Source organism: Bradyrhizobium sp. USDA 4451, from assembly GCF_054822585.1.
The window spans coordinates 959,487-978,849 of sequence record NZ_JBTRCH010000001.1; the positions used below are offsets into that span (position 1 = coordinate 959,487).

15 protein-coding genes and 1 pseudogene are annotated in these 19,363 nt (G+C 65.6%); 8 read left to right on the forward strand and 8 right to left on the reverse strand.

Going from position 1 to position 19,363, the window contains the following annotated elements; all coding sequences use genetic code 11:
• Positions 1 to 50: 50 nt before the first annotated feature.
• Positions 51 to 1,379, reverse strand: a complete 1,329-nt coding sequence (locus ACVMB0_RS04410) for an NRAMP family divalent metal transporter (protein WP_461345428.1) — start codon at positions 1,377 to 1,379, stop codon at positions 51 to 53.
• Positions 1,380 to 1,468: 89 nt separating this feature from the next.
• Positions 1,469 to 2,392, reverse strand: coding sequence for a DMT family transporter (locus ACVMB0_RS04415; RefSeq protein WP_456751992.1), 924 nt, complete (start codon positions 2,390 to 2,392; stop codon positions 1,469 to 1,471).
• A 96-nt stretch (positions 2,393 to 2,488) separates the two neighbouring features.
• On the opposite strand from ACVMB0_RS04415, the gene ACVMB0_RS04420 reads away from it, so the two are divergent.
• Complete coding sequence (locus tag ACVMB0_RS04420) at positions 2,489 to 3,352, forward strand: LysR family transcriptional regulator (RefSeq protein ID WP_456751991.1); 864 nt, start codon at positions 2,489 to 2,491, stop codon at positions 3,350 to 3,352.
• A 119-nt stretch (positions 3,353 to 3,471) separates the two neighbouring features.
• Here ACVMB0_RS04420 and pdeM read toward each other — a convergent pair whose 3' ends face one another.
• The 3 genes from pdeM to ACVMB0_RS04435 all read right to left on the reverse strand — a co-directional run bounded on the left by pdeM (position 3,472) and on the right by ACVMB0_RS04435 (position 8,396).
• Positions 3,472 to 4,143 (reverse strand): ligase-associated DNA damage response endonuclease PdeM, encoded by a 672-nt coding sequence (gene pdeM, locus ACVMB0_RS04425; protein ID WP_461345429.1) that lies wholly within the window; start codon positions 4,141 to 4,143, stop codon positions 3,472 to 3,474.
• Between the two features lie 63 nt (positions 4,144 to 4,206).
• Entirely contained in the window at positions 4,207 to 6,975 is a 2,769-nt protein-coding gene (locus ACVMB0_RS04430; protein WP_461345430.1) for a ligase-associated DNA damage response DEXH box helicase, read from the reverse strand.
• A gap of 194 nt (positions 6,976 to 7,169) precedes the next feature.
• The gene (locus ACVMB0_RS04435; RefSeq protein WP_456751988.1) at positions 7,170 to 8,396 is read right to left on the reverse strand and encodes an ABC transporter substrate-binding protein; all 1,227 of its coding nucleotides are present in this window, start codon (positions 8,394 to 8,396) and stop codon (positions 7,170 to 7,172) included.
• 419 nt (positions 8,397 to 8,815) lie between these two features.
• On the opposite strand from ACVMB0_RS04435, the gene ACVMB0_RS04440 reads away from it, so the two are divergent.
• Positions 8,816 to 10,441, forward strand: a complete 1,626-nt coding sequence (locus ACVMB0_RS04440; protein ID WP_461345431.1) for a calcium-binding protein — start codon at positions 8,816 to 8,818, stop codon at positions 10,439 to 10,441.
• 24 nt (positions 10,442 to 10,465) lie between these two features.
• On the opposite strand, the gene ACVMB0_RS04445 is transcribed toward ACVMB0_RS04440, so the two are convergent.
• Positions 10,466 to 11,392 (reverse strand): methyltransferase domain-containing protein, encoded by a 927-nt coding sequence (locus ACVMB0_RS04445; RefSeq protein WP_461345432.1) that lies wholly within the window; start codon positions 11,390 to 11,392, stop codon positions 10,466 to 10,468.
• A gap of 117 nt (positions 11,393 to 11,509) precedes the next feature.
• On the opposite strand from ACVMB0_RS04445, the gene ACVMB0_RS04450 reads away from it, so the two are divergent.
• From ACVMB0_RS04450 to ACVMB0_RS04470, 5 genes are all read left to right on the forward strand, one after another.
• Positions 11,510 to 12,568 (forward strand): ligase-associated DNA damage response exonuclease, encoded by a 1,059-nt coding sequence (locus ACVMB0_RS04450; protein ID WP_461349590.1) that lies wholly within the window; start codon positions 11,510 to 11,512, stop codon positions 12,566 to 12,568.
• A complete protein-coding gene (locus tag ACVMB0_RS04455) occupies positions 12,565 to 14,322 on the forward strand; it encodes a cisplatin damage response ATP-dependent DNA ligase (protein ID WP_461345433.1) in 1,758 nt (585 codons plus the stop codon). Before ACVMB0_RS04450 ends, ACVMB0_RS04455 begins: the two co-directional genes overlap by 4 nt.
• Positions 14,323 to 14,419: 97 nt before the next feature.
• Positions 14,420 to 14,728, forward strand: a complete 309-nt coding sequence (locus ACVMB0_RS04460; protein WP_456751984.1) for a DUF6460 domain-containing protein — start codon at positions 14,420 to 14,422, stop codon at positions 14,726 to 14,728.
• Between the two features lie 20 nt (positions 14,729 to 14,748).
• A complete protein-coding gene (locus ACVMB0_RS04465; protein ID WP_461345434.1) occupies positions 14,749 to 15,483 on the forward strand; it encodes an MBL fold metallo-hydrolase in 735 nt (244 codons plus the stop codon).
• Positions 15,484 to 15,603: 120 nt separating this feature from the next.
• On the forward strand, positions 15,604 to 16,929 hold the full coding sequence (locus tag ACVMB0_RS04470) for an MATE family efflux transporter (protein ID WP_461345435.1): 1,326 nt from the start codon (positions 15,604 to 15,606) through the stop codon (positions 16,927 to 16,929).
• Between the two features lie 130 nt (positions 16,930 to 17,059).
• Here ACVMB0_RS04470 and ACVMB0_RS04475 read toward each other — a convergent pair whose 3' ends face one another.
• Positions 17,060 to 18,157, reverse strand: coding sequence for a quinone-dependent dihydroorotate dehydrogenase (locus ACVMB0_RS04475; protein ID WP_461345436.1), 1,098 nt, complete (start codon positions 18,155 to 18,157; stop codon positions 17,060 to 17,062).
• Positions 18,154 to 18,498, reverse strand: coding sequence for a DUF952 domain-containing protein (locus tag ACVMB0_RS04480; RefSeq protein ID WP_167386909.1), 345 nt, complete (start codon positions 18,496 to 18,498; stop codon positions 18,154 to 18,156). Before ACVMB0_RS04480 ends, ACVMB0_RS04475 begins: the two co-directional genes overlap by 4 nt.
• Positions 18,499 to 18,697: 199 nt before the next feature.
• On the opposite strand from ACVMB0_RS04480, the pseudogene ACVMB0_RS04485 reads away from it, so the two are divergent.
• Positions 18,698 to 19,352: pseudogene (locus tag ACVMB0_RS04485) on the forward strand (S24 family peptidase).
• The last annotated feature ends 11 nt before the right edge of the window (positions 19,353 to 19,363 follow it).

A 19,363-nucleotide genomic window follows, 5' to 3' on the forward strand; every position in this document is an offset into this window, starting at 1 on the left:
GAATTGATGGGTAATCGCTTCGCTCCACAACCTACAGACCAGAGGCAAGATTAGAGAAGGAATCCGATCCCCATTGCGATCACGCTGAGCGCCATCGCGCCGGTCGAGAGCCAGCCGAGCCAGTAGAGCCACGCGCCGATCACGAAGCGGCCCATCACCTCCTTGTGGCGGGCCATGAACATCAGCAGCACCATCACCGGCACCGCGAGCACGCCGTTGACGACCGCGCTCCAGTACAGTGCCGAGATCGGATCGATTGGCGTGAAATTGAGCGCGATGCCGATGCCGCCCGACAGCGCCAGCACCGAATAGAACGCGATCGCCTCCTTCGGCTTGCGCGCCAGTCCGACCGGCCATCGACGTCCCTCGCTGACCGCATAGGCCGTCGCGCCGGCAAGCACCGGGATCGCCAGCAGGCCGGTGCCGACGATGCCGAGCGCAAAGATCACCTCGGCAAACGGTCCGGCGATCGGGCGCAACGCCTCGGCGGCCTGCGCCGAGGTCTGGATGTCGGTCTTGCCGGCCGCATGCAGCGTGGCCGCGGCAGTGACGATGATCGACAGCGCGATCAGGTTGGAGAAAGCCATGCCGGTGATGGTGTCGGCGCGGATGCGCGAGAATTCGCGCTGTGCGCCGTAGTGCCGCCTGATCAGCGGATGCTTGTTGGGATCGACCCGCTGCTCTTCGGCCTCCTGCGAGGCCTGCCAGAAAAACAGATAGGGCGAAATCGTGGTGCCGAGGATCGCGACGATGGTCGTGAAATAGTCCGCGCTCCAGGTGACGCGCGGCAGCAGCACACCGGCCAGCACCTCTGTCCACGACACCTTGGCAAAGGCGAGCGCCGCAACATAGGCGAACAGGCTGAGCGTCAGCCATTTCAGCACCGCGACGTAGCGTCGGTAATTCATGAAGATCTGTGCTGCCACCGAGGTCACGCCGAACAGCACGACATAGACGATAGCCGGACCGCCGATCAGCAGCCTGGTCGCGTCCGCCATCGCCGACAGATCGGCGGCGATGTTGATGGTGTTGGCGATGAACAGCAGCAACACCACCAGAGCAAGGAGCCAGCCGGGATAGTGCCTGCAGACGTTGCCGGCGATGCCATGGCCGGTGACGCGGCCGACCCGCGCGGAAATCTCCTGGATCGCGGTCATCAGCGGGAAGGTCAGCAGCATGGTCCAGCCGATGCCGTAGCCGAGTTGCGCGCCGGCCTGGCTGTAGGTGCCGATCCCCGAGGGATCGTCGTCGGAGGCCCCGGTGATCAGGCCGGGGCCGAGCGTCTTCAGGACGTTGCGGACGCTGAACGGCTGGCGCTGCGCCGCCTTGTCGGCGGATTTGCCATTCTGCCTTCGCGAGGTCTTTCTGTGCTGCGTCATGCCCGGTTCCGGCCGTCGCGACAACGAGCCGGATACCGCCAAGGTTCCTATGATGAAACCGGGGACCTGTTGGCCGCCGCACGCGCGGGTCAGGCGAACTTGGGCGCTGCGGCGGCCGCGGGGCGGGTCACCAGATAGATGCCGAGCGCGACCGGAACGATCCCGAGCAGGTCGCGCAATTCGACATGCTCGCCGAGCACGAGATAGGCGAACAGCATGCCGAGCGGCGGCATCAGGAAGTGATAGGCGCTGGCGGCGGTCGCGCCACACACTTTCAGGAGATGAAACCAGAGCAGATAAGCGAGGATCGAGCCGCCGAGCACGAGGAAGGCGAAGGCGCCGGCAAGGCGCATGCTCGGTACGATGTCGCTGACGCTGGACAGCGTGAAGGCGAACGGCATCACCGCGAGGCCGCCGGCAATGTTCTGGATGCCATTGCCGATCCACAGGCTGCCCTTCGGCGCCAGCAGCTTGAACAGGATCGTACCGGCGACGATCGAGGCGAGCGAAGCCAGCGTGAACAGGATGCCGTGCGGGCTGTCGCTGCCGACCTTGATCCGATGCCAGACGATGAAGGCAACGCCGACGATGCCGAGCACGAGGCCAACCACCTTGCGCAAGGTCATGCTCTCGCCGAGCAACAGCGCCGCCAGCATCGCGGTGAACACCGGGTTAGCCGAGACGATCAGCGCGCCGAGCCCGGCGGAAACGGTCTTGAGGCCGGTGTAGCCGAGGCCGAGATAGAGTGCGTTGTTGGCGACGCCGATCACGGCGAACACCGCCGCGTCACGCCAGCTGAGATCCCATTTGTCGCTGCGCAGCCAGGAGATCGCGAGGATCAGGACGCCGGCGAGCGAGAACCGCGCCGCCAGCAGGATCAGCGGCGGACAATCGGTGACGCCGATCTTGCCGGCGACGAACGCGTAGCTCCAGAGCAGGCAGAACAGCGCGATCAAGAGCGGCAGGGTGTTAAAGCGGGCGCGTGGGGCGGCAATCGAGGATGCGGCGGACATGGAATTTCTCCTTCGTCCATGATCTAGGCCGCCGCCTTGATATTTGGAAATTAAATGATAGACTAGCATCCAGTGGATTTATGAATGGAGGCTGCGATGCTCGACCTGGAGCTGTTGCGCAGTTTCGTCTCGGTGGTCGATGCCGGCGGCTTCACCCGCGCCGGCGAGCGCGTCCACCGCACGCAATCGACGGTCAGCCAGCAGATCAAGCGCCTGGAGGAGGATGTCGGCCAGCCGCTGTTGATCCGCAGCGGCAAGGATGTCACCCCGACGGAGGCCGGCGATCAGCTGCTGACCTATGCGCGGCGGCTGCTGGCGCTCGCCGAGGAGGCGCGGGATGTGGTGTCGCGCCCCGGCAGCGAAGGCGCGATCCGGATCGGCATCACCGAGGATTTTGCCGCATACCGGTTGACCAGGTTGCTCGCGACCTTCTCGCGCAGCCATCCGAATTTGCGCCTCGACGTGCGCTCCGGCCAGAGCCTGTATTTGTACCGCGATCTCGAGCGCGGCGACCTCGACCTCGCGCTGATCAAGCGTGCGGCCAGCGAGAGAGGCGGCATCGCGGTGTGGCCGGAACGCGTGCATTGGGTGACGAGCAAGAGCCACCCGCGCGACACGACGATCGGCTCGGTGCCGCTGATCGGCTTCGGCTCGGGCTGCCTCTATCGCGCCCACGCCATCCATGCGCTGGAGAGCGCAGGTCGCAACTGGCACATGGCCTACACCTCCTCCAGCCTCGCCGGCATCCAGGCCGCGGTCGCCGCGGGCCTCGGGCTCAGCATTCTGTCGGAGATGTCGATCCAGGCCGAGCACCGCGTCTTGACGGCGAAGGACGGCTTTGCCCCGATCGAGCGGACCGAAGTCGCCCTCGTCGCTGCCCCCGAAGCCCGCCCCGCGACCTTGCGGCTGGCGGATCGGCTCGCGGAATATTGCGAGACGGTGCAGGCGAAGGCGGCGTAGGATTTACTCACCGTCATTCCGGGGCTCGCGAAGCGAGAGCCCGGAATCCATCATGCCGCATCACCCGGATAAATGGATTCCGGCTCGTGCTTCGCGCGCCCCCGAATGACGAAGTGAGCTCAATAACACCGCGACGCCACGAACGCATGCACGCGGTTGTCGCCGAGCACATGGGCCATGAAGCCCGACGATCCGAAGATCCGCGCGAATGCCGCGTCGCGGACACTGAGGCCGCCGGTGTAGGCGCCAAACGCCGGCATCACCGCGCGCTCGCCGTCACTGGCAAAACAGCGCCGCTCGATCGAGCGACCGCGGGTCGGCACCCGCGCCTTGGGGTGCAGGTGGCCGGCAATCTCGCCGGGTGCGCCGGTCGGCTCATGACGGAACACAATCGGGCCAATCGCAACTTCGGTCGCAACCATGCCGCCGAGACTGGACGGCAGCGCCGGATCGTGATTGCCCGCGATCCAGATCCAGTTTCGCCGCATCTGGAGTGCCGCGAGCGCTTCGCGATCCGGCTCCGACAGGCGCGCATGCGCATCGCGATCATGAAAGCTGTCGCCGAGCGCCATCACCTGCCGCGGATCGTGCCTTGCGATCACGGCGGCGAGCCGGCTCAGCGTCGCCGCCGTGTCGTAGGGCGGCAGCAGCACGCCGCGGGCCGCGAAGCTCGAGCCCTTTTCCAGATGCAGGTCGGAGACCACGAGCAGCCGCTGCTCTTCCCAGAACAGCGCGCCGGAGCAATCCGCCACGAAGCCGACATCCGCCACCGTGACCCTCGCAACGCGCATGTCGTCACCGTCTCGCAAAGCCAGCGCGCTTGCCGTCACGTCCCGCTCCCCAGAATGCCAGCGTCAGGATGTCGCCTCCCGCACGAGTTCCTCGGCCGCCTCGGCCAGAAGCTCGTCGGATGCTTCGCCATAAACTGACTCGCGGCCGATTTCCAGCAGCGCGGGGACGGCAAGCGGAGAAACGTGGTCGAGATCCTTGTGGGTGATTCGGCCGTGGATGCGCGACAGCATGTCGCCGAGGCGGCGGAGATCGAGCAATCCCGTGGCGGCATCGCCGCGCGCGGCGCGCAGCAGCACGTGGTCCGCCTGGTGCTTGCGCAGCACGTCGTAGATCAAATCGGTCGAGAACAGCACCTGGCGGCGCGACTTCTCCTCGTCGGTGAAGCGGCGTGCGATCAGGCCCGAGATGATCGCGCAGTTACGGAAGGTGCGCTTCATCAGCGCGGATTCGGCAAGCCATGCCTCGAGGTCGTCGCCCAGCATGTCGGGATCGAACAGCGCGTTGAGATCGAGCTTGCCGTGCCGGATCATGAAGGAGAGATCGCCGACGCCCCAGACCGCGAGCGCGTATTCATTGGCGACGAAGCCGAGCGGACGGGCGCGGGCGCGCTCCAGCCGGCGCGTCAAGAGCATGCCGAGCGTCTGGTGCGCCAGCCGCCCCTCGAAGGGATAACAGACCAGATAGTGGCTGCCGCCACGCGGAAAGGTTTCGACCAGCAGCTCATGCACCGCAGGCACCCGCGAGAATTTTCGTTGCAATGACAGCCAGTCGTGCACCTGATCCGGCAGCGCCTTCCAGGCCCGGCTGTTGTCGAGCAGCTTGCGGACGCGTTCGGCGAGGTAGGTCGACAGCGGGAACTTGCCGCCCATGTAGGACGGCACCTTTGCATCCTTATCATTGGCGCGGGAGACATAGACCTGGTCCTCGACCAGGGCCTCGTAGCGCACCACCTCGCCGCCGAACACGAAGGTGTCGCCGGGCACCAGGCCCTCGATGAAGACCTCCTCGATCTCGCCGAGCATCCGGCCGCCGCGGGCGATCGCCCCGGTCGATCCGGAACCGCCGGCGCGCGAGCGCACCAGCCGCACCTTCAGCATGGTGTCCTCGACGATGGTGCCGACGTTGAGGCGGTAGCTCTGCCGCACCTTCGGATTGGTGACGCGCCAGCGGCCCTGCTTGTCCTGCTTGATCCGCGCAAAACGCTCATAGGTCTTCAGCGCGTAGCCGCCGGTCGCGACGAAGTCGACCACATCGTCGAAATCAGTGCGCGACAGCGCTGCATAAGGCGCCGCGGTCCTCACCTCATCATGGAGTTCGTCCGACAGGAACGGCTTGCCGCAGGCGCAACCGAGCACGTGCTGGGCCAGCACGTCGAGCGCGCCGGTGCGCAGCGGCGGCGTGTCCTGCGCATTCTCGGCGATGGCATTGATCGCGACGGCGCATTCCAGCACCTCGAAGCGGTTGGCCGGCACCAGCACGGCGCGCGAGGCCTCGTCGAAGCGGTGGTTGGCGCGGCCGATCCGCTGCATCAGCCGCGACGATCCCTTGGGCGCGCCGATATTGATGACGAGGTCGACATCGCCCCAGTCGACGCCGAGATCGAGCGAGGAGGTGCAGACCACGCCGCGCAGCCGGCCCGCGGCCATGGCGTCCTCGACCTTGCGGCGCTGTGCGACGTCGAGCGAGCCGTGGTGCAGCGCGATCGCGAGCCCGTCGTCGTTCATGCGCCAGAGATCCTGGAACAGCATCTCGGCCTGGCTGCGGGTGTTGACGAACACCAGTGTGGTCTTGTTGCGCTTGATCAGCTCATAGACCTCGGGCAGCGCGTGGCGCGCGCCGTGGCCGGACCACGGCAGCCGCTCCCGCGTGTCGAGCATCTCGACCACCGGCGGCGCGGCGCCGCCGGCGGTGACGACGTCGGCGGATGCGTTCTCGCCGCCCGGCTGCGGCACCAGGAAGCGCGCGAGCTGCTCGGGTTCGGCCACCGTCGCCGAGAGGCCGATGGCACGGGCCTGCGGCGCGATGGTCCAGAGCCGCGCGAGACCGAGCGAGAGCAGATCACCGCGCTTGGAGGTGACGAGCGCATGCAGCTCGTCGAGCACGATGCGCTTCAGCGACGAGAACAGGAACGGCGCGTCGTCGGAGGCGAGCAGCAGCGCCAGTTGCTCCGGCGTGGTGAGCAGGATATCCGGCGGATAGCGCCGTTGCCGCTGCCGCCGCGACACCGGCGTGTCGCCGGTGCGAGTCTCGATTTTGATCGGCAAGCTCATCTCCGCAACCGGCATCTCGAGGTTGCGCGCGATGTCGACCGCGAGCGCCTTCAACGGCGAGATGTAAAGCGTGTGCAGCCCGCTGGAGCGGCGGAGACCGCGGCCGGTGGAGATGAGCGTCTTTCTTGGCTCCGCAGCGCTCGCTGGCGGGGCTCCCTCCCCCCTTGCGAGGGAGGGTTGGGGAGAGGGGTAGGCCGTATCGTTCGGAGCAAGCGGCGTACCCCTCTCCCGCCGCCCTATGACGCGCGATTGCGCGTCGACGGGCGTCGACCTCCCCGGCAAGGGGGGAGGTGGCGATCGAGTATCCGGCAAAAACTTTCCGTCTCTCTCTCCGCCCTCCCCGCTCAACTCCACCAGCGTCGGCAGGAACCCCGCCAGCGTCTTGCCTGCGCCCGTGGGCGCGATCAGCAGCGCGGAACGCTGCTCACGCGCTTTCGCCAGCAGCGCGAGCTGGTGCTCGCGCGGCGACCAGCCGCGTGAGGCGAACCAGTCGCGAAACCTGCGCGGCAAGAGGTCGGCCGTTTCCGACGGCGGGACGGAAAAGAGATCAAGCGTCGACACGCCCAACAGGTAGGCGGTTCAGGTGGCTTCGTCGAGGGCCGGCGGAAATGGCGGCAGGTGGCAGGAGGATATCCCTACTCCTCGCCGCCGTCATTGCGAGGAGCGAAGCGACGAAGCAATCCATCTCTCCCCGAGGGGACCGATGGATTGCTTCGCTCCGCTCGCAATGACGGGGATAGAGCGTGTACCTACCCCTACTCCGTCATCGGCTCGCCGGAGAGGTCCCAATCCTTGCCGTTGAAGATCGAGACGTACAGCGTCTTCATCGGCGTGTAGTCGTCGGGCGTATAGCTGTAGTTGATGCCGTCGAGGAAATAGGGCGAGTGGAAACCGGCCAGCGTGGTGGCGTGCTTCAGCACGTTGGCGCGGGTCAGGTCGTCGCCGCAGCGGCGCAGGATTTCGCCCATCGTCGCCGCCTGGCCATAGCCGGCGAAGGCGATGGTGTTGTCGGGGTCGATGTTCGGCAAGTACTTCTTGCGCAGCTCCTCGAACGCGACCACGTCCGGGTCCTTCTCGTAGCGCGGCACGCCGACTTCCTTGTTGTAGCGGATCGCGACGATGTCCTTGGCGTTCTCGAGCCCCGCAGCGCTCAGGATCGAACGGCCGGTCGAGCCCGCCGACAACAGCTGCAGCGGCTTCCAGCCGAGCTCCGCCACCTTGCGGATCGACTGCGACGTCGCCTTGCCGGTCGTGATGTTGTAGAACACGTCGGCGCCCGACTTCGAGAGATTGATGAGCTGGGAATCGACCGTCGGATCGGTGAGATCGTAGGTCTGCTCCATGATCACCTGTGCCTTGCCGCCGGCATCGGCCAGCACCTTCTTGAACGGCCCCAGGAAGTCGCGGCCGAAATCATCGTTCTGGTAGAGGATGCCGATCCTGGCGTCCGGCTTCACGCTGACGACGTGCTTGGCGAGGATGCGCGCTTCAGTCGGATAGAGCGGCAGCCCCGCCATGGTCCATTTGAAGTTCTTCGGATCGTTCCATTTCGAGGCGCCGGTGTTCAGCAGCAGTTGCGGCACGCCCTTCGAGTTGAGGTACTTGTGGACGGCGGTCTGCGGCGCGGTGCCGAGCGAGCCGTAGAGCGCCAGCACCTCCTCCTGCTCGACCAGCCGACGCGTCGCCTCGACGCATTTCGGCGCGCTGTAGGCGTCGTCCATGGTGAGGAATTTCACCTTGCGGCCGTTGATGCCGCCCTTGTCGTTCAGCATCTGAAAATAAGCTTCGCCGACGCGGCCGAGCACGCCATAAAGCGAGCCCGGGCCGGAATGCGGCACGGTCTGGCCGAGCTTGATCTCGGTGTCGCTCGCGCCGGGATCATACTTCTTGTCGGCGGCCCGGACGAACGGCGCCGGCAGCACGGACGCTGCGATGACAGACAATGCGGTGGCGCCGAATTCGCGCCGCGTATGCTTTTTCATTGTTTCTCTCCCTGAGGCGAAAAGCTCTCGCATTCCGCTTTGCGCCGGGCAAGCGCGAAGTCACCGCCGTGTGGCGCAATGCCGCGTCACGGCAAATGCGTAGCGTGTAGACTCAAGTTGGAGGGCGAACACAGTTCTCTTGCCTTCTCCCGTTGCGGACAGGGTGGCTCGCATCGAAAGATGCGAACCGGACCAGGGGTCACTGCCCGCAGGACAAACTCCTCATCCGCTTCTCCGGTGTGAGAGGTGTGTGATGTCCCTCGAAGGACAACCCAAGCTGAAATCGCCTACTTGTCCGTCGCGCTCGACACGCGATAGGATACTACGAGAGGTTGAGAGACTGCGGCCCGTCATTTGCCGCGGGACGGCAACGATCCTTCTGTATGACGAGAGCTTCGCTACCACATTGATTTTACTGATTGGCGACACTGGCAACGATACGATCGCAAGCAGAGACGAGGCTGCAACTTCAATATTTTGTAACGCAGTCATATTGGCATTCATGCCGAAGCTCGGAGCGAACAATGGCAACCATCCAGGGCACCAGCGGAAACGACACCCTCCTCGGCACCAGCGCACAGGATACGATCAATGGGCTCGATGGCAACGACTTCATCGACGGCGGCGGGGGTTCGGACTTTATCAACACTGGAGCAGGCAACGACACCGTCGCGTTCAACTTTGGCTATGGATCGAATTTTGTCGCGGGTGTTTCCGGCACCGATGAGATGCTCTTCTATGTCGCGCTCGCGGATGTCGCGTTCATCCAGGAGGAGTTCATCAATTATGGCATGGGCGACTTCGACTACTTCCGCGACACATATCTCGTCGACGGCACCCATGTGGGTGAAAGCTACAGGGCCGGCGGCCCGTTCCTTTCATTGTTCGCGGCGTCGGGCACCAGCGTCCATCAATTCGTCGCCAACGGAGGGACGTCCGCATCGGTTTCCGGCACAGCATCGAATGACATCATACCAGGCAATTCCGCGTCGCAGGTCATGGACGGCGGAGCCGGCGACGACATCATCTACGGCAATGGCGGAGCAGACACGCTGAACGGCGGCGACGGCAACGATTATCTGTCCGCCGGTCTCGACGATGGCAGCAACGATACGTTCGACGGCGGCACCGGCATCAACACCATCAGCTATTCAGGCGTCGGCGGCGGGGTCACCCTCGACCTCGGCGCGCATTACGCCATTGGGCCGCAGGTTGGCCACGATGGCGTCTACAACATCCAGGTCGCGATCGGCAGCCTGGGGAACGATACTCTGATCGGCGAGGCCGGCCCGAACACGCTCTACGGCTACTGGGGCAACGACTATCTCTACGGGCTTGGCGGCAACGACGCGATGTTCGGTGGCTACGGCAACGACATCCTGATCGGCGCTGATGGAAACGATGCTTTGCACGGCGACGCCGGGTCGAACTATCTGTTTGGCGGAACAGGCGACGACACGCTGGATGGCGCGGGCGGACTGGCCTCTTCCGACATCAACGTCATGTACGGTGAAGCCGGCGCCGACGTGCTCTACGGCGGAGCCGGAACGAACTATTTCTACGGCGGCACCGGCGTCGACACGATGTACGGCGGCTCCGGTCTCAATATATTTATCTCGTCGAGTGAGGCCGACGGCAACGTCATCTACGGCGGCTCGGGCCAGAACTACGTCTACGGCTCCGACGGCGGCGACACAGTCACGGGCGGCAGCGCCGTCGATGTCTTCCTGATGGGCTCCGGCGCCGACATCATCAGCGGTGGGGGCGGAGTCGACTACGCCTGGGGCGGCGGTGGTTCGGATGTCTTCACCATCAACGACACCAATTCCGAAGTGATGGTGATCCAGGACTTCAACACTGGCGGTGTCAACGACCTGATCAATTTCGCCGGCACATCGCTGCATTCATTCGCGGACGTTCAGGCCGCCGAAACCTACGTCGCCGGGATCAACACGACCATCATCACAGACTCGGCAGGAAGCGCCGTCTGGCTGATTGGCATCGCACCGGGACAGCTGGACGCGAGCATGTTCCAGTTCACATAGGCCCTCCCACAGAGGGTGAAAGCATCACGGCTTGACGGCGACGGCGACGAGGCCTGGTGCCGGGATGTTGTCCTCGTTGCGCGCCGAGAGATCGTCGAGCAGGGCCAGCGTCAGCCCGGCGGCCGCAACGATCGCGCGTACATAGGCCGCGCTGTGCGCGTAGCGCAGCCCTTGGCCTAAGATGACGCCCTCGCCGTCATGGGTTTCCGTGGTGAAGGCGAGCACGCCGCCTGGCACCAGTACGCGCGCGGCCTCCGCAAGCACAGGCGCAAGATCGGCGACGTAGACCATCGCATCCGCGGCGAGGACCAATTCGGCGCTGGCGTCGGGTTTGGTCGAGATGCCCTGCAGCATGTCGTCGACCTCGAGCTCGGCATAGAGGCCGGTGGCGCGTGCCTTGTCGATCATACGCGGCGACAGGTCGATGCCGATGAAGCGGTCGACATGTCGCGCGAACGCACCTGCCGCCAGTCCGGTGCCGCAACCGAGATCGATCGCGCGCTTGAAGAAGGCCGGCTTCTTGGCGCCCGCGCGCACCGACAGCACCGCCTTGAACAGCAGCGCCGGGCCGCGATAGCCGAGATCGCCGACCAGCGCGGCCTCGAAGCGCGGCGCATATTGATCGAACAGCGTCTGCACATAGCCCGGCGGCATCGCGCTGACCGCCTCGACGCCGAGCTGCATCAGATGCAGGCCGGAGCCATGACGGTCTTCGGGATCGGCGTCGCGTGCGGAACGGAAGGCTGCGATCGCGGCCTCGCGCTGGCCGAGCTCGAGGCGGATCTTGGCGAGCGTGTACCAGGCGGACGGGAATTTCGGCACCAGCTCGATCGCCTGCTCGAGCAGCTCGGCGGCCGCCGGCAGATCGCCCTTCAATTGCAGGTCGCGCGCAAACTCGTAGCGGCGGTCGGCAACGAGGTCGCCGGAGGATAGAAACAGGCGGGGAGCCATTCGCTCTAAGGAACCATCTTCTTTTACGAAAGCACGGACTTTTCCCGGAGATGGATGCACCGGTCAAGCCCGCGCATGACGATTAGATATCGCGGAATCAATGCCTATATGTCCGGCATGCGCCCGCAAGACATCCTGATGCCCGTCCCGGCCGGGCTTTGCTGCAAGCCCGGCGGCTTCCACATCGATCCTGTCAGGCCGGTCGAGCGGGCCCTGATCACGCATGGCCATTCCGACCATGCGCGCCCCGGCCACGGCGCCGTGCTCGCGACCCAGGAAACCCTCGACATGATGCGGCTGCGCTACGGCGAGAATTTCGCCGGCTCAGTGCAGGAGGTCGCCTATGGCGAAGAGATCAGGCTCGGCGACGTCAGGGTGTCGTTTCATCCCGCCGGGCACGTCCTCGGCTCGGCCCAGATCTCAGTCACCTGCAAGGATACCCGGATCGTTGCCTCCGGCGACTACAAGGACGCGCGCGACCCGACCTGCGCGCCGTTCGAGCTGGTGCCGTGCGACGTCTTCATCACGGAGGCGACGTTTGGATTGCCGGTGTTCCGCCATGGCGATGCCGCCGGCGAAGTGAACAAGCTGCTGGCGTCCGCAAAACTGTTTCCGGAGCGCGCGCATCTGGTCGGCGCCTATTCGCTCGGCAAGGCGCAGCGCGTGATCGCGCTGCTGCGCGAGGCCGGCTACGACGCTCCGATCTATCTGCATGGCGCGATGGAGAAGATCACCTATTACTATCAGGGGCGCGGCATTCCACTCGGCGAGCTCCGGCCGGTGCGCGGCATGAAGAAGGCCGATCTCGCCGGCACCATCACGCTGGCGCCGCCGAGCGCGACATCGGATGTCTGGACGCGGCGCTTTCCCGATCCGGTCACCGCCTTCGCCTCAGGCTGGATGCGCGTGCGCGCCCGCGCCCGACAGGGCGGAATCGAGCTGCCGCTGGTGATCTCGGATCATGCCGATTGGGATGGCCTGACGGCGACGATCGCCGCGACCGGCGCCCGCGAGATCTGGGTCACCCACGGCCAGGAAGACGCGCTCGTGCATTGGTGCAAGAGCAAGGGCCTTGCCGCGCAGCCGCTCGATCTGGTCGGCTATGGCGACGAGGACGAGGGCGAGGCGGCAGCAATCACCGGCGAGGTTCAGTCCGACGGCGAGGCGAACACATGAACCGCTTTGCCGAGCTGCTCGACCGCCTCGCCTACGAGCCGGGCCGCAACAACAAGATCAAGCTGCTGGTCGGCTATTTCCGCGCAACCGAGGACCCCGACCGCGGCTACGCGCTGGCGGCCCTGACCGGCGCGCTGTCGTTCAAGCACGCCAAGCCGGGCCTGATCCGCGATCTGATCACCGAGCGCGCCGACCCGGTGCTGTTCGGCTATTCCTATGACTATGTCGGCGATCTCTCCGAGACCGTCGCGCTGATGTGGCCGAAGGCTGGAGCAAGTTACGCCGAGCCTTTCCTGGGCCACCCCTCTCCCCAGCCCTCCCCCGCAAGGGGGGAGGGCTGGGGAGAGGGGTACCGCGGGCGAGATGGCAGTGAGACTCCTCGCACGCACAACAATCCGCCTCCGCCGACACTGACCGAGGTCGTCACCACGCTGCGCACGCTCGGCAAGGCGGAGCTGCCGGCGCAGCTGGCGCGCTGGCTGGATGAGCTCGACGAGACCGGACGCTGGGCACTGCTGAAGCTCGTCACCGGCGCGATGCGGATCGGGATCTCGGCGCGGCTGGCGAAGACCGCGGCGGCCGCACTCGGCGACAAGGACCCGCACGAGATCGAGCTGATGTGGCCGGGCCTGTCGCCGCCCTACCTCGACCTGTTCGCCTGGCTCGAAGGCCGCGGCGACAAGCCGGTTAACAGCGACCCGACCCCGTTCCGACCGGTGATGCTGGCGCATGCGATCGAGGACAGTGATTTCGCCAATCTCGACCCCGCCGAGTTCAGCGCGGAGTGGAAGTGGGACGGCATCCGTGTGCAGGCTGTCGCCGGCCGCGATGCGCGCGGCCACATCCAGGCGCGGCTCTATTCGCGCACCGGCGAGGATATCACCGGCAGCTTCCCCGACCTGGTGCCGTCGCTGCATCTGCCCGGCGCGATCGACGGCGAATTGCTGGTGCTGCGCGACGGTCGCGTGCAGACCTTCAACGTCTTGCAGCAGCGATTGAATCGCAAGGTAGTCTCGCCGAAGCTGATCAAAGAATTCCCGATCCATTTGCGCGCCTACGATTTGCTCGGCGACGGCGAAAACGATCTGCGCGAGCTGCCGTTCACCGAACGCCGCGCGCATCTCGAAGCCTTCGTCGCCAAGCTCGGCGATCCGCGCATAGATCTGTCGCCGACCGTCACGTTCGCGAGCTGGGAAGAGCTGGCCGCGGCGCGTGCCGATCCGAAGAGTGCGGGCGCCGGCAACGACGCCGACGCGGTCGAGGGCGTGATGCTGAAGCGGCGCGATGCGCCCTATCTGCCCGGACGGCCGAAGGGCCCGTGGTGGAAGTGGAAGCGCGATCCGCACATCATCGACGCGGTGCTGATGTATGCCCAGCGCGGCCATGGCAAACGTTCATCCTACTATTCCGACTACACGTTCGGAGTCTGGACCCGCGGTGAGGCCGGCGACGAGCTGGTGCCGGTCGGCAAGGCCTATTTCGGCTTCACCGACGAGGAGCTGTTGCAGATCGATCGCTTCGTCCGTCGCAACACCACCGAGAAGTTCGGTCCGGTGCGACATGTCGTGCACGAGCCGGATCAGGGGCTGGTGCTGGAGGTCGCCTTCGAGGGCCTGCAGCGCTCGCTGCGGCACAAATCCGGCGTCGCGATGCGTTTTCCCCGCATCAGCCGGCTGCGCTGGGACAAGCCCCCGCGCGACGCCGACCGACTGGAGACACTTGAACGGATGTTAATCTCCATGACAGGAAGTTAAACCCGCAAGCCGGATGGCAGCCATTGATCGCGCCCCGCGGGTTTCCCATGTGCACCGCCGTGACCTATAATGCGGGCGCTTCCGCCAGGAGAGAGCGATGCCAGACAACATCAGGGACTTGCCGGCCGGCGGCCAGAGCGACGGCCTGTACCGCTTTCTCGGCGGCTCGCCGCTGTCGGTGGCATTCCGGCTGATCCTGCTCTCGATCCTGGTCGGCGTCGTGCTCGCCGCGATCGGGCTCGACCCCTGGAACATCCTCTACAGCATCCGCAGGCTGTTCCAGAGCCTCTGGGATCTCGGCTTCGACGCGATCAACTGGGCCTGGCGCTACTTCCTGCTCGGCGCCGTGATCGTGATCCCGATCTGGCTGCTGTCGCGGCTGTTCGGCGCGCCGCGCGGCCGCTGATAAGCGAGGGTTCGCAGCCGATGCAATTGCGATTTGTCGGCTGCGGCGATGCGTTCGGCTCCGGCGGCCGCTTCAACACCTGCTTCCATGTCAGCGGCGAGCGCGCCAATTTCCTGATCGATTGCGGCGCCTCGTCGCTTCCCGCGCTGAAGCGGCTCGAGATCGACCGCGACGCCATCGACCTGATCCTGATCACGCATTTCCACGGCGATCATTTTGCCGGCCTGCCGTTCTTCCTGCTCGACGCGCAGTTCTCCCGCCGCACGAGGCCGCTGGTGATCGCAGGTCCCGAAGGCATCGAAACCAAGCTACCCCAGGTGATGGAGGTGATGTTCGAGCATTCCTCCAGGACCAGACAGCGCTTCGATCTGTCGGTCGTCACGCTCGCGCCGCAGGAGCCGCGCAGCTTCGGCGAGACGACCGTGACGCCGTTTCCCGTGCTGCACGGCGAATCCGGTGGGCCATTCCTGGCCTATCGCATCGAAGCGGAAGGCCGCGTGATCAGTTACAGCGCCGATACCGAATGGACCGACACGCTGATCCCGGCGGCGCAAAACGCCGACCTCTTCATCGCTGAAGCCTATACCCACGACAAGATGGTCAAGAACCATCTCAGCCTGACAACGCTGGAAGCGCATCTGCCGGCCATCAACGCGAAACGCGTGGTGCTGACCCATATGAGTGACGACATGCTCGGCCGCATCGACGGCCTGCCCTACACAGCGGCGAGCGACGGCATGGTCGTGATATTCTGACCGCGCAATTGCAGGATAGGCCGCCCAGCCCCTTCGCCACCGCATTGCTCTGAGAACATTTCCAGCATGGCCGCGCGGCGGATGACGCGATAGAAGCGTACATTCATCACACTTGTAGCCATGCACGCCCCGGTTCACCAAGAGATCACGACCCGCCAGGTGTTTGCCATCGCCGGTCCCGCGATGGTCGCGAACCTGACCACGCCGCTGATCGGCATCGTCTCGACCACCGCGATCGGTCGCCTCGACGACGCCGCGCTGCTCGGCGGCGTGGCAATGGCCTCGGTGATCTTCGATTGCCTGTTCTGGCTGTTCGCCTTCCTGCGCATGAGCACGCTGGCCTTCACCGCACAGGCGCAAGGCGCCGGCGAGCCGCAGGAATATGCCGCGATCCTGGTCCGCGGGTTCATCGTCGCCGGGCTGATCGGCGCGGCGCTGATCGCGCTGCAGGTTCCGCTGGCCGCAATCATCTTCCAGCTGATGGGCGGCAGCGAGGGCGTCACCCGCGCGTCGAAATCCTATTTCATGATCCGGATCTGGTCGGCGCCGCTGGCGCTGGCCAATTACGTCATCCTGGGCTGGCTGGTCGGCCAAGCCCGCGCCAATCTGGCGCTGGCGCCGCAGATCGTGATCAACCTCATCAACATGATCGCTACCGTGCTGTTGGTGCAAACCTATGGCGCCGGCATTGCCGGCGCCGCGATCGCAGCCGTGCTCGCCGAGACGACCGGTTTCGTTGTCGGCATCGTCGTGGCGTGGCGGATCTCGCAAGGCGGCTTCGCGGTTCCCGCGGCCATGCTGTTCGATCGCGCCAAGCTGATGCGGATGCTGGCCGTCAATCGCGACATCATGGTCCGCACCGCGGCGCTGATCGTCGTGTTCCTGTTCTTCACTGCCAAGGGCGCGCGCGAGGGCGACGTCACGCTGGCGGCGAACTCGGTGCTGAACAATTTCCTGCTGGTGAGTGCCTTCTTCCTCGACGGCCTCGCCAATGCCGCGCAGCAGCTGTGCGGCCGCGCCTTCGGCGCCCGCGACGGACGAGGCTTCGCCGATTCGACCCGGCTGGTGCTGCTGTGGGGCATCGGCTTTGCGCTGGCTGTCTCGGTGCTGTTCGCGCTGTTCGGGCCGGCGCTGATCAATTTGATGACGACCAGCGACGACGTGCGCAGCTCAGCGCGCGACTTCCTGCCGTTCGTGATCCTGGCGCCCTTGCCCGGCGTGTTCGCCTTCGGCTTCGACGGCATCTATGTCGGCGCGACCTGGGCCCGCGAGATGCGCAATCTGATGCTGGCCTCGCTCGCGATCTTCCTCGCCACCTGGTGGATGCTTAGCAGCTACGGCAACACCGGGCTGTGGATCGCGCTGCTCGGCTTCTACGTCGCCCGCGGCGGCCTGCAAGGCCTGCGCTATCCGGCGATGCTGCGGAAGTCGTTCAAGATCGTGTAGCTCTGTAGCCCGGATGCAGCGAAGCGAAATCCGGGGTCTGTGTCCGCGGTGAGGCTATCCCGGATTGCGCGGAGCCTGTCATCGGACGCGCGTTCGCGCGACCCGTTGGCTCCATCCGGGCTACGGGCAACTACCTCACCGGCCAATCTTCGGCCGTGATCGTCGCCGCATCGGCACCGACGATTTCCGACAGAGAGTCACGCCCGGTCCGCAGCAAGGTCGAGGACAGATCGCGCTTGATGTCGTCGACCAGGCCGATGCCCTTGTAGACCAGCGAAGAATACAGCTGGATCAGGCTGGCGCCGGCGCGAATTTTCGTCAGCGCCGCGCCGCCAGAATCGATGCCGCCGACGCCGACAAGCGGAAACGCGCCTTCGACGCGGACATAAGTCTCGGCCACCATCCGCGTCGACAGCCGGAACAGCGGACGGCCGGACAGGCCGCCCTGCTCCTTGGCGCGGTTCTCCTCGCGCAAGGTCGAGGGACGCGCCAGCGTGGTGTTGGCGACGATCATGCCGTCGACCCGCCGCGAGCGCGCGATGTGCACGACATCGTCGAGCTCGGCGAGGCTCAGGTCCGGCGCGATCTTCAGCAGCACCGGCGAATCGCCGGCGTTCTTGCGCACGCGCTCGCGGGTGTCGATCACCCGCGCCAGCAGATCGTCGAGCGCCGCCGATTGCTGCAGATTGCGCAGGCCCGGCGTGTTGGGCGAGGAGACGTTGACGGTGAAATAGCTCGCGACCGGGGCAAAGGTCTCGATCAGCTGCACATAGTCCGCGACGCGGTCCGTCGAATCCTTGTTGGCCCCGACATTGACCCCGACGATCCCTGCTGCGCCACCGCGCGCGGCGAGCCGGCGCAGCACGGCGTCCGCACCGTCATTATTGAAGCCCATGCGGTTGATGACTGCCTCGTCGCGCTCGAGGCGGAACAGCCGCGGCCGCGGATTGCCGGCTTGCGGCTTCGGCGTCACCGAGCCGATCTCGACAAAGCCGAAGCCGAGCCGCAGCAGCGCGTCGGGCACTTCCGCGCTCTTGTCGAAGCCCGCCGCCATGCCGATCGGATTCGGAAAATTCAGCCCGAAGGCACGCACCGCGAGCTTGGGATCATCCGCCCGCTGCCGGAACGGCGGCAACAGCTTCAGGCCCTGGATCGCCATGCGATGGGCATCTTCGGCATCGAACAGGCGCAGCAGCGGCAGCGAGAAGGCATCAAAGGCACGGATCACGGCTTGAGCTCCGGAACGTCGTGGCCGCCGTCGGAGCGCGCGCGCAGGTCGAGGATTTCGGTGACCGCGCCGAGATCGAGTTCGCCGTAGAGATGCGGGAACAATTCGTCATTGCGCGACCGCTCCCAGCGGAGGGCGTCGCCGAGCGCATCGGCATCGACCGCGACCAGGAACAGGCCGGTTTGCCCGTGATAGTGCTTGCGTGCGGTTTCGGCCACCTGGGCGGCGGTCGAAAAATGGATGAAGCCGTCGCGTTTGTCGTCCGCACTGCCCCGGTACACGCCCTGCCGCTCGGCCTCGCGCCAAGCCGAAGCGGGGGTGATTTTGTAGATCATAGGCACGGCCCGGCCTTCCCTTTTGTCCTTGAGTCTTTTGGGGGTTTATCCGGATTTGCGGGGAAAGGCCCCAATCGCCATCTGGCGAGCGAGGGACCGTATCGGCGGTGGCCGCGCAACTCAAGCGGTGTCGGGACACATCCGCCGGCAGATTTGCGAAAATCGAAGTTTCAGGCAATAATTCCTACCTTCCGGGATGTTCTCGATGGCCAAACAGTCCAAAGCCGCCCGACCGCTGACCCACGCTCAGGTCTGGGCCGCGCTCGACCGGCTTGCCGAGCGTGCCGGCCTGTCACCATCCGGCCTCGCCAAGCAGTCCGGCCTCGATCCCACCACCTTCAACAAGTCGAAGCGCGTCACCGGTGACGGGCGCGAGCGCTGGCCGTCGACCGAATCGCTCTCCAAGGCGCTGGCCGCGAGCAATGCCAGCATGGAGACCTTCGTGCAGCTGCTCGGCGATGGCGCGCGCGGCGGCCAGTCGGTGCCGCTGATCGGCTTCGCGCAGGCCGGCGCCGGGCGGCTATTTCGACGACAGCGGGTTTCCGGCCGGCAAGGGCTGGGATGAAGTGGCGCTGCCGGGGACCTCAGACGAGCACGCTTATGCGCTGGAGATCGAGGGCGACTCGATGAAGCCGGCCTATCGCGAAGGCGACATCATCGTGGTGTCGCCCGCGACCGCGATCCGCCGCGGCGACCGCGTCGTGGTGCGCACCACCGGCGGCGAGGTGATGGTGAAGGAATTGAAGCGCCGCACCGGCAAGGTGCTGGAGCTCGCCTCGCTCAATCCGGAGCATTCCGACCGCATGCTCGATACTGAGGAGGTCGCCTGGATCGCGCGCGTGGTGTGGGCGAGCCAATAGCGGGCATCGCA

What these genes read in the sequence shown, in the direction of transcription:
- ACVMB0_RS04410 (WP_461345428.1), bottom strand. Translation starts at nt 1,379, where the DNA reads ATGACGCAGCACAGAAAGACCTCGCGAAGGCAGAATGGCAAATCCGCC.
- ACVMB0_RS04415 (WP_456751992.1), bottom strand. Translation starts at nt 2,392, where the DNA reads ATGTCCGCCGCATCCTCGATTGCCGCCCCACGCGCCCGCTTTAACACC.
- ACVMB0_RS04420 (WP_456751991.1), top strand. Translation starts at nt 2,489, where the DNA reads ATGCTCGACCTGGAGCTGTTGCGCAGTTTCGTCTCGGTGGTCGATGCC.
- pdeM (WP_461345429.1), bottom strand. Translation starts at nt 4,143, where the DNA reads ATGCGCGTTGCGAGGGTCACGGTGGCGGATGTCGGCTTCGTGGCGGAT.
- ACVMB0_RS04435 (WP_456751988.1), bottom strand. Translation starts at nt 8,396, where the DNA reads ATGAAAAAGCATACGCGGCGCGAATTCGGCGCCACCGCATTGTCTGTC.
- ACVMB0_RS04445 (WP_461345432.1), bottom strand. Translation starts at nt 11,392, where the DNA reads ATGGCTCCCCGCCTGTTTCTATCCTCCGGCGACCTCGTTGCCGACCGC.
- ACVMB0_RS04450 (WP_461349590.1), top strand. Translation starts at nt 11,510, where the DNA reads ATGCGCCCGCAAGACATCCTGATGCCCGTCCCGGCCGGGCTTTGCTGC.
- ACVMB0_RS04455 (WP_461345433.1), top strand. Translation starts at nt 12,565, where the DNA reads ATGAACCGCTTTGCCGAGCTGCTCGACCGCCTCGCCTACGAGCCGGGC.
- ACVMB0_RS04460 (WP_456751984.1), top strand. Translation starts at nt 14,420, where the DNA reads ATGCCAGACAACATCAGGGACTTGCCGGCCGGCGGCCAGAGCGACGGC.
- ACVMB0_RS04465 (WP_461345434.1), top strand. Translation starts at nt 14,749, where the DNA reads ATGCAATTGCGATTTGTCGGCTGCGGCGATGCGTTCGGCTCCGGCGGC.
- ACVMB0_RS04470 (WP_461345435.1), top strand. Translation starts at nt 15,604, where the DNA reads ATGCACGCCCCGGTTCACCAAGAGATCACGACCCGCCAGGTGTTTGCC.